12 protein-coding genes and 1 pseudogene are annotated in these 15,504 nt (G+C 63.3%); 5 read left to right on the top strand and 8 right to left on the bottom strand.

Going from position 1 to position 15,504, the window contains the following annotated elements:
- Positions 1-54 precede the first annotated feature (54 nt).
- The 3 genes from OHB09_RS22760 to OHB09_RS22750 are packed head-to-tail and all read left to right on the top strand — an operon-like array spanning position 55 to position 5,094.
- Positions 55-1,317 carry a restriction endonuclease subunit S gene (locus OHB09_RS22760; protein ID WP_328922460.1) on the top strand — a complete coding sequence of 421 codons (1,263 nt, stop codon included), beginning with the start codon at positions 55-57 and terminating at the stop codon, positions 1,315-1,317.
- Positions 1,314-4,385 carry a type I restriction endonuclease subunit R gene (locus tag OHB09_RS22755; RefSeq protein WP_328922459.1) on the top strand — a complete coding sequence of 1,024 codons (3,072 nt, stop codon included), beginning with the start codon at positions 1,314-1,316 and terminating at the stop codon, positions 4,383-4,385. The genes OHB09_RS22760 and OHB09_RS22755 overlap by 4 nt, the downstream gene beginning before the upstream one ends.
- Positions 4,372-5,094: a M48 family metallopeptidase gene (locus tag OHB09_RS22750; protein WP_328922458.1), complete on the top strand. Its 723-nt coding sequence runs from the start codon at positions 4,372-4,374 to the stop codon at positions 5,092-5,094. The genes OHB09_RS22755 and OHB09_RS22750 overlap by 14 nt, the downstream gene beginning before the upstream one ends.
- Positions 5,095-5,380: 286 nt before the next feature.
- On the opposite strand, the gene OHB09_RS22745 is transcribed toward OHB09_RS22750, so the two are convergent.
- The gene (locus OHB09_RS22745) at positions 5,381-5,899 is read right to left on the bottom strand and encodes a hypothetical protein (RefSeq protein WP_191852311.1); all 519 of its coding nucleotides are present in this window, start codon (positions 5,897-5,899) and stop codon (positions 5,381-5,383) included.
- 159 nt (positions 5,900-6,058) lie between these two features.
- Complete coding sequence (locus OHB09_RS22740) at positions 6,059-6,373, bottom strand: hypothetical protein (RefSeq protein ID WP_191852310.1); 315 nt, start codon at positions 6,371-6,373, stop codon at positions 6,059-6,061.
- 630 nt (positions 6,374-7,003) lie between these two features.
- Here OHB09_RS22740 and OHB09_RS22735 point away from each other — a divergent pair.
- Entirely contained in the window at positions 7,004-8,224 is a 1,221-nt protein-coding gene (locus tag OHB09_RS22735; protein ID WP_328922225.1) for an IS256 family transposase, read from the top strand.
- A gap of 4 nt (positions 8,225-8,228) precedes the next feature.
- Here the strand turns inward: OHB09_RS22735 and OHB09_RS22730 are convergent, their stop codons facing one another.
- From OHB09_RS22730 to OHB09_RS22715, 4 genes are all read right to left on the bottom strand, one after another.
- Positions 8,229-9,371, bottom strand: a complete 1,143-nt coding sequence (locus tag OHB09_RS22730) for a hypothetical protein (protein ID WP_328922457.1) — start codon at positions 9,369-9,371, stop codon at positions 8,229-8,231.
- 649 nt (positions 9,372-10,020) lie between these two features.
- Positions 10,021-10,389: a hypothetical protein gene (locus tag OHB09_RS22725; RefSeq protein ID WP_252306758.1), complete on the bottom strand. Its 369-nt coding sequence runs from the start codon at positions 10,387-10,389 to the stop codon at positions 10,021-10,023.
- Positions 10,355-10,669 carry a hypothetical protein gene (locus tag OHB09_RS22720; protein ID WP_191852308.1) on the bottom strand — a complete coding sequence of 105 codons (315 nt, stop codon included), beginning with the start codon at positions 10,667-10,669 and terminating at the stop codon, positions 10,355-10,357. The genes OHB09_RS22725 and OHB09_RS22720 overlap by 35 nt, the downstream gene beginning before the upstream one ends.
- The gene (locus tag OHB09_RS22715; protein ID WP_191852318.1) at positions 10,662-11,210 is read right to left on the bottom strand and encodes a bifunctional DNA primase/polymerase; all 549 of its coding nucleotides are present in this window, start codon (positions 11,208-11,210) and stop codon (positions 10,662-10,664) included. The genes OHB09_RS22720 and OHB09_RS22715 overlap by 8 nt, the downstream gene beginning before the upstream one ends.
- 414 nt (positions 11,211-11,624) lie before the next feature.
- On the opposite strand from OHB09_RS22715, the gene OHB09_RS22710 reads away from it, so the two are divergent.
- Complete coding sequence (locus tag OHB09_RS22710; RefSeq protein ID WP_191852317.1) at positions 11,625-12,872, top strand: hypothetical protein; 1,248 nt, start codon at positions 11,625-11,627, stop codon at positions 12,870-12,872.
- 24 nt (positions 12,873-12,896) lie between these two features.
- Here OHB09_RS22710 and OHB09_RS22705 read toward each other — a convergent pair whose 3' ends face one another.
- Both OHB09_RS22705 and OHB09_RS22700 read right to left on the bottom strand, forming a co-directional pair.
- The gene (locus tag OHB09_RS22705) at positions 12,897-13,826 is read right to left on the bottom strand and encodes a phosphotransferase enzyme family protein (RefSeq protein ID WP_191852307.1); all 930 of its coding nucleotides are present in this window, start codon (positions 13,824-13,826) and stop codon (positions 12,897-12,899) included.
- 442 nt (positions 13,827-14,268) lie between these two features.
- Positions 14,269-14,467, bottom strand: a pseudogene (locus OHB09_RS22700) (tyrosine-type recombinase/integrase); the annotation flags it as partial.
- Positions 14,468-15,504: the final 1,037 nt, after the last annotated feature.

Below are 15,504 nucleotides of genomic sequence, written 5' to 3'. Positions count from 1 at the left end.
CACAACATCAAGGAGTTGGCAAACTCAACGGCACTTCCAGAATTTGGAGCCTAAATGGAACTAGGACAGCTTTCCGAACAGGCAAAAATGGATGCGCTTCCACGTGACTGGCAATACTACACCATTGGCCAAACACTAACGCTTACCAATGGTTTGGCATTTAGGCCGAGCGAGTGGAAGACTCACGGAACGCCTATTATTAGGATCCAAAACCTAAACGATGACAATAGTCCCTATAATTACTACGATGGTCCAATCAGCGAGAAGTATCGCATTCGGGCAGGTGATATCCTCTTCGCGTGGTCTGGCACAACCGGAACGTCGTTTGGTGCTCGGATCTGGACTGGCCCAAATGCGGTTCTAAATCAACACATCTTCAAGGTGACCCCAGATAAGACAAAGGTCGCACCTTATTACTCGTTTCTCGTACTTCAAAATGTACAGAAAGAGATCGAGAGGCAGGCGCATGGCTTCAAGTCGTCATTCGTTCACGTCAAGAAGTCTGACCTAGTAAAAGTTTGCCTTCCAATTCCACCCATTCCCGAGCAAGAGTCCATTGGGAAGGCTCTCTCTGAGGTAGATCAACTTATCGCAAATCTCGAGCGGCTGACGGAAAAGAAGCAGGCGATTAAGCAGGGCCTGACGCAGCGGCTACTGACTGGCAAGACTCGCCTCCCTGGTTTCGTTGACGAATGGCGCGAAGTGAAACTCCGCGACGAGGGCACGACATACGGCGGCCTCGTCGGCAAGGACAAGAACGACTTCGGCGCTGGATCGGCATCCTTCGTGACCTTCATGGAAGTGATGGCAAGCGCGAGGCTTCTCGGTCACAGACTTGAGCGCGTGCGCGTTCGGCCAGGTGAACGTCAAAACCAAGTGCAGCGGGGGGACGTCCTCTTCAATGGTTCGTCCGAGACACCCGAGGAGGTCGCCTTCGCATCAGTGGTCGAATTCAATCCGTCTCCCTCGACCTACCTGAATAGCTTCTGCTTCGGATATCGCCTAAAGGATACGAGACGCATCGATCCGACATTCTTGGCCTATTTCTTTCGCTCCAGCAATGGGCGCGAATTGGTGGCTTCGTTGGCCCAAGGCGCCACGAGATATAATATCGCGAAGACCAAACTGCTTGAAGTGCAGCCGATTTTGCCACCTGTAGATGAGCAACGGGCGATTGTCGAGGTGCTCCGGGATGCAGAGTCTGAGCTCGCGGCTCTCAATGTTCGTCTCACCCGGGTTCGCGCCGTTAAGACTGGCATGATGCAGCAGCTCCTGACCGGACGTACACGCCTACCCGTGAGGGAAGGCGCAGCATGAGTAACGTCGGCCAACCTGAACGCAAGACTCAAGACCGTGTCGTCCAGCTTTTCCAGGAGTTGCTGGGCTACGAGTACCTCGGCAACTGGGCGCATCGCGAGGGAAACTTCAACGTTGAGGTGAAGTTGCTCGCACAAAACCTTCGTGCCCGCGGCTATAGCGACAGTCTCATCAACAAGGCGGTTGATAAGCTGAAGAGCGACGCTTCGCTCGGCGGTGGACGTGACCTGTACGAGGCGAACCGTGACGTATACGGTCTGCTGCGGTACGGGGTGAAGGTCAAGCCGGGGGTCGGCGAGCAGACGAAGACGGTGTGGCTCATCGACTGGGCACGGCCAGAAGCCAATCACTTCGCCCTTGCGGAGGAAGTGACGGTGCTGGGCCAGCACGCCAAGCGCCCGGACATCGTGCTGTACGTCAACGGCATCGCCTTCGGGACGATCGAGCTCAAGCGGTCGAAGGTCGCTGTCTCTGAAGGCATCCGGCAGAGCATCGGGAACCAGCGTCCCGAGTTCATTCGGTCGTTCTTCACGACGGTGCAGCTCGTCATGGCTGGCAACGACGTGGAGGGGCTGCGCTACAGCCCTATCGACACGGCGGAGAAGTACTGGCTGGCGTGGCGGGAGCCATCCGACATCGCCGATCCTCTCGACCGCTCCTTGACCCAGCTCTGCTCGAAGGAACGTCTACTTGAGCTGGTTCATGACTTTATGGTCTTCGATGCGGGGCAGAAGAAGACGTGTCGGCACAACCAGTACTTCGGTGTCAAGGCCGCTCAGGAGCGGATCGCCAAGCGCGAGGGTGGCATCATCTGGCACACCCAGGGCTCCGGCAAGTCTCTGACGATGGTGTGGTTGGCCAAGTGGATCCGCGAAAACCAGCTGGACGCCCGCGTGCTCCTCATCACTGACCGGACCGAACTGGATGATCAGATTGAGAGGGTCTTTCAGGGAGTCAATGAGTCCATCTATCGCACCAAGAGTGGTGGTGACCTCCTCGCCACATTGAATGTGAGCGAGGAGTGGTTGGTCTGTTCGCTGGTCCATAAGTTTCGCGGCTCGGAAGACGAGGCCGCCCGCCATGAGGCTGAGAGCGAGTTCATTCGTGAGCTGAAAGCGACCGTCCCCAAGGACTTCCACGCCAAGGGCAACATCTTTGTGTTTGTCGACGAGGCCCACCGTACGCAGTCGGGCAAGATGCACGACGCCATGAAGGCACTCATGCCGGGGGCCATGTTCATCGGCTTCACCGGGACGCCGCTACTCAAGGAGGACAAAGCCACTACCGAAGAAAGGTTCGGCAGTTTCATCCACACCTATCAGTTCGACGAGGGCGTGGCTGATGGAGTCGTCCTGGACCTGCGCTATGAGGCACGCAACATCGACCAGGACCTGACCTCGCCGGCGAAGGTCGACCAGTGGTTTGAGGCCAAGACGCGCGGCATGACGGACCTGTCCCGCGCCGAGCTCAAGAAGCGCTGGGGCACCATGCAGAAGGTTGTCAGCTCCGAGCCGCGTGCCCGACAGATAGTCAATGACATTCTGCTCGATATGGAGATCAAGCCGCGCCTCTCGGACGGCCGCGGTAATGCCATTCTCGTCAGCCAGAGCATCTACCAGGCGTGCAAGTTCTACGAGCTGTTCACGCAGGCTGGGTTCAAGGGCAAGTGTGCCATCATCACGTCCTACACACCACAGGCCAGCGACATCTCCAAGGAGGATTCCGGCCACGGCGCCACCGAGCGCCTCCGCCAGTACGAGATCTACCGGCAGATGCTCGCCGACCACTTCAGCGAGCCTGCCGACAAGGCAATGGGAAAGGTCGAGCAGTTCGAAGGAGAGGTCAAGGAACGTTTTATCAAGGACCCGGGCCAGATGCGGCTGCTCATCGTCGTCGATAAGCTCTTGACTGGCTTCGATGCCCCGAGCGCGACGTACCTGTACATCGACAAGAAGATGCGGGACCACGGCCTGTTCCAGGCGATCTGCCGGGTGAACCGCCTTGATGGCGAGGACAAGGACTACGGCTACATCGTCGACTACCGAGACCTGTTCAACTCCCTTGAGTCCGCGATCACGGACTACACCGGTGGCGCGCTCGAAGGCTATGAGAAGAAGGATATCGAGGGGCTGCTGTCAGACCGGATCGACAAGGCCCGTGAGGACCTCGATGAGGCTTTGGAGAAGATCCGGGCACTCTGTGAGCCGGTCGCACCGCCGAAGGACACCCTCCAATACCAGCAGTACTTCTGCGCCCGCGAGCAGGGCAACGCTGAGCAGCTCAAGGCCAACGAGCCCAAGCGGGTTGAGCTTTACAAGGCTGTCGCGGCCGTGACCCGCGCGTACGGCAATCTCGCCAACGAAATGGAAGGCGCCGAGGCGGCAGCGATCAAGAAAGAGATCGCCCACTACGCCAACGTGCGCGACGAGGTGAAACTTGGTGCTGGCGAGAATGTCGACTTCAAGCAGTACGAGGCCGGCATGCGGCATCTGCTCGACACATACATCAGCGCCAGTCCCTCCGAAGTGGTATCCGACTTCCAGGAAACTGGGCTGATCCAATTGATCGTCGAGATGGGGGCTAGCGCGCTCGACAAGCTTCCCGCGGGTATCAAGAAGGACCCCGAAGCGATGGCGGAGACGATCACCAACAACATGCGCAAGGTGATCATCGATGAGCGCCCGATGAACCCGAAGTACTACGACAACATGTCGGAACTACTCGACGCCATACTTGAGGAACGACGGCAGGGCGCTCTGGACTACAAGGAGTACCTCGAAAAGCTCCTGGAGCACGCGACGAACCTCGGTAAGGGCGAATCGGACACCGAGTACCCGGAGTGGGCCAACAACGGTGCCCGCCGCGCCCTGATCGACTTCTTCGATCAGGCGCCGGAGCTGGCCGCGGTGGTGGATACCACCATCCTCCATACCAAGCCCGATTCGTGGGTGGGTAACGCGATGAAGGAGAAGAAAGTCAAGCGCGCGCTTGCTCAGGCGTTGCCCGCCGACTTTAACCGACTCGACGAACTGCTTGAACTGCTAAAGGCCCGTCATGAGTACCGCTAGCGCCTATATCACCGTCCGTGGCATCGGCATCGACGTCATTTACAAGAACATCAAGAACCTGCACATCGGTGTCTATCCACCCCTTGGGCGTGTTCGGGTAGCGGCGCCGCACCAGCTCGGCGATGACCAGGTGCGGCTAGCCGTGATCCAGCGCCTGCCGTGGATCAAAGAGCAGCGCGAGCAACTCCAGTCAGCCGCACGCCAGTCCACGCGAGAGATGGTCACCGGCGAGTCTCACTACGTGTGGGGCGTTCGCCGCCGGATGAAGGTCGTTGAGCGCCCCGGACGCGCCCACGTCGAGCTCGACGGTGAGCGACTGCTGCTATACGTCCCGGCCGGCACCACCGCTGAGCGGCGGCGGGAGCTGCTCGACCGTTGGTATCGAGAGCAGCTTCGACACGTGATCCCGGACATGATCGCAAAATGGGAACCAGTCCTCGAGGTGTCGGTGCCGCGCTGGAGCATCAAGCGCATGAAGACCAAGTGGGGCTCGTGTAACCGCGAGACCGGGCACGTTTGGTTCAACGTCGAGCTCGCCAAGAAACCCCCAGCCTGCCTCGAGTACATCGTCGTCCATGAGATGGCGCATTACCTGGAACGCCATCACGACGACCGTTTCACCAAGTTGATGGACAGGTTCACGCCGAACTGGCGTAGCACTCGTGACCAGTTGAATAATGCGCCACTCGCGGAGGAGCAGTGGCCCTAAACCGCTGGTACACACGCCTCTTGTGAGGCTGCTATAGCCTTCTCTAGTGACACCGACTCTAGGTGCCGCTAGCGGTGAAGCACCGACACTCCCTGTCGCGCTCGCAGCATCCACGCAGCCCAGTGGACTATCCGTGGACAGCGGGGTCTCCCTCTCGGTCCCCCTAGGCTGCCACCAGCGAATTCGCTCCATCTGCCAGAGCCCTCCGGAGCCGTGCTCTGGTGCCCATTGGGGACAAGCGCAGTCACGTCGCACAGCAGCGCCACGCACCAATAGGCACCCGTGGTCATACCTGCCGCTGGTCAGCCAAGCCATCGCCGAGCGTGTCGAGGCCGTTCTTGAAAGCGCCCTTAAATGTGCTTTCAAGAACGCCTGCCATTATAGAGAGCATGCCGCCGACGACGGCCGGCTGCTGACGGAGTGGGGTGTCAAAGGATGTCAGCCTGATAGTCACGCCGATGGCAGAATTTCTCTGATAAAGCAAGACTTCGGCTGTCTCCACGGAGGGCAGTGGGCAGGCCTTCCGGTCATGTCCGTCATGTGCTCCGGGGCACAGGTAGCCGATGTCTTGCGACTTCAGCCACTCCTCCAACTCGCGGCATCGTGACTCGCTCAGACGTTCCCACGTCGAGTCGAACTCCTTCTTGATCCATTTCATGGCAAAGGCCCTGATGCCGTTGTGCTCGGTGAGCGCGTCGTTGATCGCGTGGCGGGGCATGGCGGCTCCAAGTAGCAGGTACCGAAAGAGACCAGGATGCCCGACAGCGGCCACACGCGGAGGGGTGATTGCCTGCAGCGCGTCCACCGTCGGAGGCTCGTGCCACAACCGTGCCAGATGCAGGGGGCAGCCACGGTCAACGCCGGTGCCCTGCGGTCGAGTAGCCGCCTGCTTCCCCGGCCGACGAATCCGCAGCTCAGGCCCGAGGTCCCCCAGCCTCTCTCCTAAAGTGGTTGTCCAACCTCGTCACTGAGTCCACACCCGCTGGAACTCTTCGGCCGGGATGGCTTCCAGCGGGTGCTCCTCAGGGTGGAGCGCCTGGTCCGTCAGGAAGCCGTGATCGTCCTCCAGATGCTCCCAGCTGTATCGGTGGAGTTGGCCGGCCGGAGTCAGCTCGGCCTGCTTGATGGCGATCAACTCACCGCCGTCGGACGCGGCCTCGAAGTACCACACGGCGCCATCCTCATCAGTGGCGCGGAAGTGGTGCCGCAGGGTGGCACTCACTTCGAGTGCTCGGAAGTACGCCACGGTCTCTGCCTTGATGCGCTCCAGGTCAACCACGCAATCATCTTGCCAGCGAACGCGCGCGGGTTGCTCCGCTCTGACATCCACGCGTGACATCAACGACCCCGGACGCCAGCAGTCCTGGGCGGCCCGGCACGGCCAGTGTGGACGGATGGTTCCCCGGCAGCGCCGAGGGGCGATCAAACTCCTAAAGCGGGTGTCAGGCCAGCAGTATTGGGTGAGTAGCGTGGGTCGGTTGGCTACGCTGGCCGGCCACCGTCGCCGCCAACGGTTTGGATAAGGAAAAGGTGAGCAGCGCGGCGTAGAAGACGCTCGAAATCGTCGACCAGGGCGTGAAGATCAGTAGTCGCAGCTCCATCCAGGAGGCGAAAGGGGCCGGCCTGCCCTACGTCGCCGTGCATCTCGGCGTTGCGGCGTCTATAGACGTCTTTGATCAGCTGCTCAACGTGTTGATCCTGTGCGCCTAGATAAGAGTCACCACTCAGGAGAGCCTTCGCACCGGCCACGATGGCGTCCCGCCTGGTGGTGTAGGGGATCTTTGCGGTTGAGTGCGCGGGTTCTGCTCCCTCGGGTGCACCGTCTGCCGGTGTCTGCTCCCTGCTCAACTGGCAGGCCACCGTGCAACTGTCCGGAGTGAACGGGCAGTTCAACCCCAGGGGGTGCACGGTGGCCTTGTCCCAGCATGACCTACTTCGCCTGCTTGAGTCACTACGTTCGGCCGATGGTCTTGAACTCGTCCGCGAGGTCGCCGAGCGGCTGCTGCAGGAACTGATCGAGGCCGAGGCCACCACGAAGATCGGCGCCGAGTGGGGCGAACACACCGACACCCGCACCACCTGGCGCAATGGGCACCGCGAGAAGACCATGACCACGCAGGCCGGCGACCTGGAACTCGCCATCCCGAAACTGCGGGCCGGAAGCTTCTTCCCCAGCCTCCTCGAGCGCCGGCGGCGCATCGACCAGGCCCTCTACGCGGTCATCATGGAGGCATACGTTCACGGCGTCTCCACCCGCTCCGTCGACGACCTCGTCAAAGCCCTCGGCTCCGACACCGGGATATCCAAGAGCGAGGTCTCCCGGATCTGCGCGGACCTCGACGAACAGCTCGACGCTTTCCGGACCCGCCCGCTGGACCACATCCGCTTCCCCTACCTGTTCCTCGACGCCACCTACGTCAAGGCCCGCGTCGACCACCGCATCGTCTCCCAGGCGATCGTCATCGCCACCGGCGTCACTCAGGACGGCGGCCGCGAAGTCGTCGGCGTCATGGTCGGCGACAGCGAGACCGAAGCCTTCTGGACCCAGTTCCTGCGTCACCTGCGCGAACGCGGCCTGAGTGGCGTCCGCCTGGTCATCTCCGACAGCCACAGCGGCCTGGTCAAAGCAATCCGCAAGGTCATGCTCGGCGCCGCCTGGCAGCGCTGCCGGGTCCACTTCGTCCGCAACGTCTTCGCCGTGATCCCGAAAGGCTCGGCAGAGATGGTCGCCGCGACGATCCGCACGGTCTTCGCCCAGCCCACCGCGGATGCGGTCCGCACCCAGCTCGACACCGTCGCCGACATGCTCGGCCGGCAGTTCCCCAAGGTCAGAGAGATGCTGCTGGAGGCGAAAGAAGACCTGACCGCGTTCGCGGACTTCCCCCACCAGCACTGGAAGAAGATCCAGTCCACGAACCCGCTGGAGCGGCTGAACCGGGAGATCAAACGCCGCACCGACGTCGTCCAGGTCTTCCCCAACCCGCCCGCGGTCCTCCGCCTGGCCACCGCGGTCCTCGCCGAACTCCACGACGAGTGGATCGCCTTCCCCCGCCGCTACCTCTCCAACGAGAGCATGGACGCCCTCTACCTCGATACCCCAACCGCCCTGCCCGCCACGTCAGACGACTGATCGCCTACACCACGACAGGGGACATGACCCCGGCCACTAGGTGCTCACGCTTATCCCGCCTCCGCGGAAGGCCAGGGTGTTGGATGAACAGAGACTCGGCAGTGATGCACAAGTCGATAAGCCTGTCCTCAGGCAAGGCGCGGCCACCCGCCATGGTCAAGCGGCGCAGGGCATTGAGCAGAAACTTCTTGCTCTGGACACTCGGCTTACCCAGCAGGTCATACACCTCACACAAGCTCCCCAACGTGACAGCGTCGACAAGGAGAGTTGGCCGGTCCTCAACCGGATGGTGGACCTCGGTGAGGCGGGATGAAGCATGCGGCTGAGCGTCAAAATCTTCCCGACTCTGCATGCACATCGGACGACCATAGGTGACCGAGCCGCCGCACACGATGCGCAGGGCGATGAGCATGCGGTCGACGGCGGCGTGGAACGGCGAAGGATCCCCTGCCTCCGGGTGCTGGTTGTAACCGCTGTGTACCGGTAGATCGCGTTCAAGTACGAGGGCATTCTGATGGAGGCGGGAAAGGCTCAGTGAGTTAGTGCTGCTGAGCTGGGCGATGGGGAGGCCCATCACCCGCAGCGCTTCGGAAACCTCTACGTCGGTCATCGGCCGTATCGTGAGAGCGTCACGCAACGGGGCACCCGACACATCCTGCGACATGTCGAACCCGAGCAGGGGAACGTACTCGACCAAGCGGACAGTCTTGGCGAACAGTCCGGCTTCCACAGTCGCGTATGCAGCCTCAAAGGCAGCACCGTCGAAGCGGTAGGTACGGACCTTCTCTACCACAGGAGTCAGCAGATACCGAACCACGACATCCTGTAGGCGACGCAGGAGGAGGCTGGACGGGTAGCCGACCAAGGTATCTACCCGGCTCCGAAGCACCTCGTGATCCCGGATGACGTCACGTAGGGCCTTGTAGGCCGGGAAGCTATACCACCACTCCCGTGAGGAGAACTCGATCGGCCACTGCCACTGTTCGTGTTCTTCCACCAAGAAGGTCTCCTGCTGGCAGCGTCGCCAGCTGTGGTAGTCCCGTTGCAGGCCGAACTGCGGCACGGATACCGTCTCGGCCAACTCGGAAAGGACTGCCATGACCAAGTCTTCGGCAGCACGGTGCAGCGGCTCGTGGGCAGTGAGCATCAGCGGCCTCTCAAGGCAAGGACCGTCCTGGTCCAGCAGGGCCCGCCGGCAGGCGAACAGATGAGTATGCCTGAACTCGCTGGCTTGAGGCTGGTCATTTTCGCAACGTGGGCCTGCGCTTGAGGCAGCCACCGGCAGTTCCTGACGGTTGTACTACAGCAGCGAAGTACAGCAACCAGTTTGAGGTTCGGGCCACGTCGAAGGCACCCGTAGTCAGCCGAGTTCAGGCCGCGCCACAAGACGTCTCCGAGTCGTACGCGCCAGCGGCACTGACGGCAGTCGTGACGGCAACGACGGCGGACGGCAGTAGACGTCGGCGGTCACCCGCGGCAGCTGCGCCAGCCAGGCAGCGCGCCCCACAAGCCCCCGCCCGCATCTTCTAAGCGCTTGGCCGCACGGTGTGGCTGATCAGCGCAAGAAGCGTGACGAACCGAGCATTCTCCCGCACATGTTGGTCTGCCGTTCGTCCGGGCTGCGGCGCTGGGGCGCCGGTCCCGGCCGAGCGGCAGACCACAACCGGGGAGACACCGCGACGGCAAAGGGCCCCGTACGCCATCCGCCGGGGGAACGGTGACGTACGGGGTCGGGCCGGCCAGCCGCGGGAGCGTGCTCGTACCGCAGTCGGCCGGCGTTCTTCGTGGCGCAGTGGTCAGGCCGCCGACGAGTTGTGCCGACCTTCCTCCGCCTCTTGTGCCAGCGTTTCGCCGCGGTTCGCCATCTCCGCCTCGAGACCCGACACGATCAGTTCCGCCAGTAACAAGGCCGCTTCCGGGCGGACGGCGCTGAGGCGTACCAGGCCGTCCCCCGCGACGTTCACGTCTGCCGAGAGACCAGGAAAGTCCGGTTCCAGGCCCAGGGCGGTCAGTTGCGTGGCCAAGGCGCCGGCTCCGCGGCAAGCCCGTGCCCAGCCGCGGACGTAGGGGACGTCCGGCGACAAGTTCTCCGCTCGTTTGGCAACGACTCCCCGGCGATCGGTCATGACGTCAGTCCTCTTCTGTGTGGTGGTCACCAGTGCCATCGCTGCTCTCCCCCAGGTGCCGCAGGCCCGCAACCAGCGCCATACGCAGCAACTCTGCCAAGCGCTCGGCAGTGGTCGGCGAGATGCGCCCCAGGTCGACCAGGCCGTGGCCGAAGGCGTTCAGGTCGGCTCGCAGATACGGGAAGTCTTTCTCCAGGCCGGCTCGGAGCAGAGCGTCCCGGAGAGCGGTTGCGGCGTTGCGTGCCGCGTACCAGTCGTCGCTGTTTAGGGGGGACCAGGCGGCCGCATCGGGGTGTTGGTGGGTGGCGTCATCACGCATCGGCCGGAGCTCCCTCATCGAGGTGGATCGCGAGGGCCGCTGGAGACGGGTAGCGCTCGCTGTACCGGTCCACACGGGCGAGCAAATCCGCCGCGCCAACCAACATGGTGGCCAGGGCGACAGGGCGCAGCGGATTGGCGACGGGGCGCCGGGTCGGTGCTCGAAGCCACTGGTAGCGGTCACCGCTCAGAGGCATCGGCCCCGGGACGACTACCACCGAGCCCCACCCGAGGTAGCGGTACGGAGGTGGAGCGCCTTCCGCCTCAGCCAAGCAACGCTTGAAGGTCTCCTTACTGCGCGAGGTGAGGAAGAAGCCCACGCGTCGTGCCTTGTGATCGAGCACGACCGGGCCGAATGGCAGTCCATGACGAAGAAGTTGGTCGAAGGTCTCCAAACCGACCCGCTGCTCGACCGTCACCACGTCGAAGAATCGGCCGACCGGCAGCGCGAACGGCGCTCGGGGGTCATCCGCCCATTTCGCGCGGCATTCCATCGGATCGTCTGCCGCCGCGGAGAGCCATTCGACACCCCTCGTGGTCATCCTCTGCACGTCTTCTCACCTCAGTCAGACTCAGTCGCGGTCACGATGCCGCCCTGTGTCCAGGCTCCGGCACAGGCCCCTGACCAGGGCAGATGACGAGGGATGACGGGGGATGACGCGTCACCCGTGAACGCGTCATCCCCCATCGCGGGCCGACCGTGCTCGATCTTCGATTACCTGCAGCGCTCAACGACGGTCCACGCGTACATTCGGGGGTGAGGCCACGTAGTCAGGGACCCCAGCAGTTGCACCAGTGCTCTGGCGGGGAGAGGAAGGATCACCACTTCCATGCAGCCGACCAACGTTCGCTTACGGAAGGCCCGTACGGATCGAGGCTGGAGTCAGCCGCGGTTGGTGCGTGAGCTACGTCAGGTCGCGGGCCACCGCGGGCACCAGCTCCCGGCGGACGCCAGCGTGAAACGGCGCATCGCCAGTTGGGAGAACGGCCACAGCGTCCCGGACGACTTCTACGGCCCGCTGCTGTGCGAGGCGTTCGGACTCGGCGCCGCCGAACTCGGACTTCACCACGAGAGTGGACGGGACGCATCGCTCCTGGACGTCACCTACCCGGCGAGCCCCGATGACGCGATTGAGGCAGTCGGCCAACTGTGGCGTGCGGATCTCAACCGGTACGAGCCTCTCTTACAGGCCGAGCCGTCCGAGCCCGCGTGGAATGAGGCGTCCCTCCGGTGGCTGGTGGCGCCCGAGCCGGCGATCCCCAGGCGGCGCACGAACGGGACGCGTGTCGGTCTCGGAGATGTGGCCGCCATCAAGACCACCGCAGACATGTTCGCCGAACTCGACGACCGCTTCGGCGGTGACCACGCACGGCATGCGGCCATCCAGTACCTCAGTACCGAGGTGGCGCCACTCTTGCGCGGGCAGTACACCGAGCAGGTGGGCCGGGCCCTCTTCTCCACCGTGGCGGAAGCAACACTCCTCGCCGGTTGGATGTCGTACGACGCCTGCCGTCACGGCCTGGCGCAGCGGTACTTCCTCCAGGCTCTGCGCCTGGCTCAGGACGCCAACGACCGCCGGCTCGCCGGAAGCATCCTCTCGGCCATGAGCCACCAGGCGACGTTCCTCGGCCGCTACACGGAGGCAGCCACGCTTGCCCGCGCCGCGCTCATGGGCATCTCCCCCGTGGCCACGCCGACGCTCCGCGCTCAGTTCCACGCCATGGAAGCCCGCGCACTCGCCAGAACCGGCGATGTCCGCGCCTGCGAAGCAGCCTTGCACGCGGCTACCAAGGCTCTGGAGAGTCGGAACAACGACGACGAACCGGAGTGGATCAGCTACTTCGACGAGGTCGAACTTGCCGCCGAAGCCGCCCACTGCTTCCGGGATGTCGACAGCGCCCGCCAGGCCGTCACTCACGCAGAGAACGCCATGAGCGGCAGCCACGTACGGAGCGACTTCTTCGTCACCATGGTCCTGGCCGACGCCCACCTACGTGCCGGAGACGTCGAGGAAGCATGCCGCGTAGCACTCGATGCGCTCGACCTCGGCGAACAACTCAAGTCCGCGCGGTGCGTCAGCTACCTCGCCGAGTTCCGACAGAACCTGTCAGCGGCCGGCCGCAGCGCGGAAGCGCGCACTTTCACCGAGCAAGTCAGAGAACACAGGCTGTGGATCGCTTCCGACTCCCACGTCAGCGTTTGAGCCCCGGGGCCCACGCAGTCGACCTCAGAGCGGGCCCCACTGATCCCGGTCCTTGCCCGTGCGCAGGGACCGCATGCGCCGGGCGAATTCGGCGGCAGCCCGCTCGCTCGACGTGACCTGGTGGCCCACCCACGCGACCATCATCAGCTCCCGCAGATCCGCCAGTGTCTCGTAGCCCGGCCAGTTCATCAGGTCGAAGCCGTAGCGATGGACGAACTCCGCGTACTCCGTCTTCGTGTGCCAGCCGTAGCGGTCGTAGTAGATCGCCGTCAGGATCAGGTCCCACTCGCGTGGGGCGAGGGCGAGGCCGTCCAGGTCGATGAGGACCGCGTGTCCCTCCCGATGGCGGAGGACGTTCCCGATGTTGGCGTCACCGTGGATCATGCCGAAGGGGAGCACGAAGTCCAGGCGGTCGTAGTCCTTGGCGAGCTTGGCCGCGCGTTGCTCCAGGAACTCCCGGTCCTCCCCCGCGACGCCGTCCAGCCCTTCCAGGGACGCCGTCAGCTTGGCCAGGGGATCGAAGTACGGCAGGCCCAGCGACTCCGGTTCTTCAAGCCAGTGCAGGCGGCGCAGCAGATCGGCCAGTTCACCGACGGTGGCGAACTCCTCGCTGTCCTGAACGCTCTCCCAGAAGGTGACCACAAGGCCGCCGATCACGAGCGGCTGAGCGACCGACGTCGGCACGCGGTTGGCGGGGAAGTCCTGCGCCTCCAACCACCGGGCGACCTTCACCGCACGGTCCATCTCCTCAAGGAGCGACGGGTCACGGGCGATGCGGACGACGATCGGCAACGACGGCAGGCGGTAAACCGCGTTCGAGCCGAGGCGCAGCAACTCGACGCCGCGGGAGTCGAGTCCGGCTGTCGCGCATGCTTCCTGAAGGACCGGCGCCAGGCCCTCCGCCGTGAACTCCGCGCCGCCGCCGTCCGGTCGCCCGTTGCTGCCCGAGATCATGCTTCGACGATACGGGCCGGACCCACCGCCCGACAGGGCGCTCGCGTAATAGGGGCGTAATGATCTTGCTCGGATGTCGAGCGCCGAACGACACTCGCGCAGGTCAGAGCGTCACTCGGTCCCCGCTCTCACCTGGGCTCCGGAGCCGTGTGCGCAGGTTCGAATCCTGCCGGGGGCACCTTTGATTAGGTGCCTAAAGACCCCGCCATCAGCGAGTTCGCTGAGAACGGGGTCTTGTCATATGTGCAGGCGAGTGCCGCCGGAAGCAGCCGTTTGCCAGTGATCACGTTGTAATAGCGTGTTGATCTTGGGAGGCTTCGCAGCAGGTCAGCGGGCGTTTCGCCGAACCCTGAGCGTAGTCCTGCGGACAGGCCGAAGCCCCGGACGTTTCGCAGTCCGGGGCTTCCCTCGGTTCGTCGTGGTCGGGTGTCAGTTAGTGGGCCTACCCCCCCCCCAGCCCTCGCATGATCCGGTCGTTCATCTCGTTCTCCTGGCCGTCGACGCACTTGGCGTAGATCTTCAAGGAGGACGTCCACCGAGTGGCCTGCGCGAGCGGCGACCTCCGGGGCGGGTACGTCGGAGTTGAGCCACTGGGAGACGCCCGCGTGACGGAGGTCGTACGGCCGGAAGGCCAGGACCGAACCCCTAAAGGGGGTGTCGCAGGTTCGAATCCGGCCGGGGGGACCCGCCAAGAGTCCCCGGACCGATCAAGGTCCGGGGACTTTGGCATCCGCTATGGCATTGGTGTCCGGCAGGACCAGACAGCACGACGCCCAAAACTCAACAAGAACCGGACTCGAGTGCACTCTGCGGTTCCGCCTCGATTACATTAGTTCGCGACATAATTGACGTAGATTTGGCCGGTATCATTGTCGAATATGCTGACGTTTAGGTGCGATGGACTGACGCCCACGTACTTTCCCCATAGGTGGACTAGCCGTTCAGCCCCATCTTCATTGTCGTACGGGGAATTCACGCGGATCGTTGCCGCATCCGGCGCCGAACTGTCCACTTTGGTTACCCCCTTCCACGACTCGCCATGATCGTCGAGCCACTTGCGGAACTCGATAGTCTTCGGAAGAGCCACGAATGGCTCAGTGTCCGCTGCGTACGGGTCCACCGGCTTCTTCTCTGAACACCCGGCACACACCAGGATTATCAAAGCGATGACCGCACCTGATCTTCTGCGCACGACTAACCTTTTCTGTCTATAAGTAAAAATCGAAGATTCTATTCGAGTTGCCCGGAGAAGCACCCCGCTACCCGCATCCTCACCGGGTCGGTTTGGGACCCTCACCGGGTGGGCGAGCAAGCGGGCGAGGCGCCGCAGGAGCGCGAACGGGAGAATAACGCCGCCGTAGTGGTGAGGCCTGTAGTTCGGTCGGTCGACCACTCACCGTCGCAGCTGGCTGTCGTCAGATCGTCAGCTGAGATTCGAGCGGCCACGCCGAAGGCGCCCATCAGTAGCTGGCATAGACCGCGCCGGGAGACGTCTTCGGGCCGCGCCCGCCGACGGCAGTGACGGCAGCACTGACGGCAGCACTGACGGCAACGGCAGCGGACGATAGCAGCCGTCGGCGGCCACCCACGGCAGCGGCGCCGGCTGAGCGGGGGGCGCCGCAAGGCGGTGCCCTCATCTTCTGGGCGCCTGGTCTCCCAGCATGGTTGGTCGGCTAGC

This window comes from Streptomyces griseoaurantiacus (assembly GCF_036189845.1).
In the GTDB taxonomy this organism is placed as follows: domain Bacteria; phylum Actinomycetota; class Actinomycetes; order Streptomycetales; family Streptomycetaceae; genus Streptomyces; species Streptomyces griseoaurantiacus.
This window is presented reverse-complemented; position numbering and strand designations above follow the sequence as displayed.

What these genes read in the sequence shown, in the direction of transcription:
- OHB09_RS22760 (WP_328922460.1), top strand. Translation starts at nt 55, where the DNA reads ATGGAACTAGGACAGCTTTCCGAACAGGCAAAAATGGATGCGCTTCCA.
- OHB09_RS22755 (WP_328922459.1), top strand. Translation starts at nt 1,314, where the DNA reads ATGAGTAACGTCGGCCAACCTGAACGCAAGACTCAAGACCGTGTCGTC.
- OHB09_RS22750 (WP_328922458.1), top strand. Translation starts at nt 4,372, where the DNA reads ATGAGTACCGCTAGCGCCTATATCACCGTCCGTGGCATCGGCATCGAC.
- OHB09_RS22730 (WP_328922457.1), bottom strand. Translation starts at nt 9,371, where the DNA reads ATGCTCACTGCCCACGAGCCGCTGCACCGTGCTGCCGAAGACTTGGTC.
- OHB09_RS22725 (WP_252306758.1), bottom strand. Translation starts at nt 10,389, where the DNA reads ATGGCACTGGTGACCACCACACAGAAGAGGACTGACGTCATGACCGAT.
- OHB09_RS22720 (WP_191852308.1), bottom strand. Translation starts at nt 10,669, where the DNA reads ATGCGTGATGACGCCACCCACCAACACCCCGATGCGGCCGCCTGGTCC.
- OHB09_RS22715 (WP_191852318.1), bottom strand. Translation starts at nt 11,210, where the DNA reads ATGACCACGAGGGGTGTCGAATGGCTCTCCGCGGCGGCAGACGATCCG.
- OHB09_RS22705 (WP_191852307.1), bottom strand. Translation starts at nt 13,826, where the DNA reads ATGATCTCGGGCAGCAACGGGCGACCGGACGGCGGCGGCGCGGAGTTC.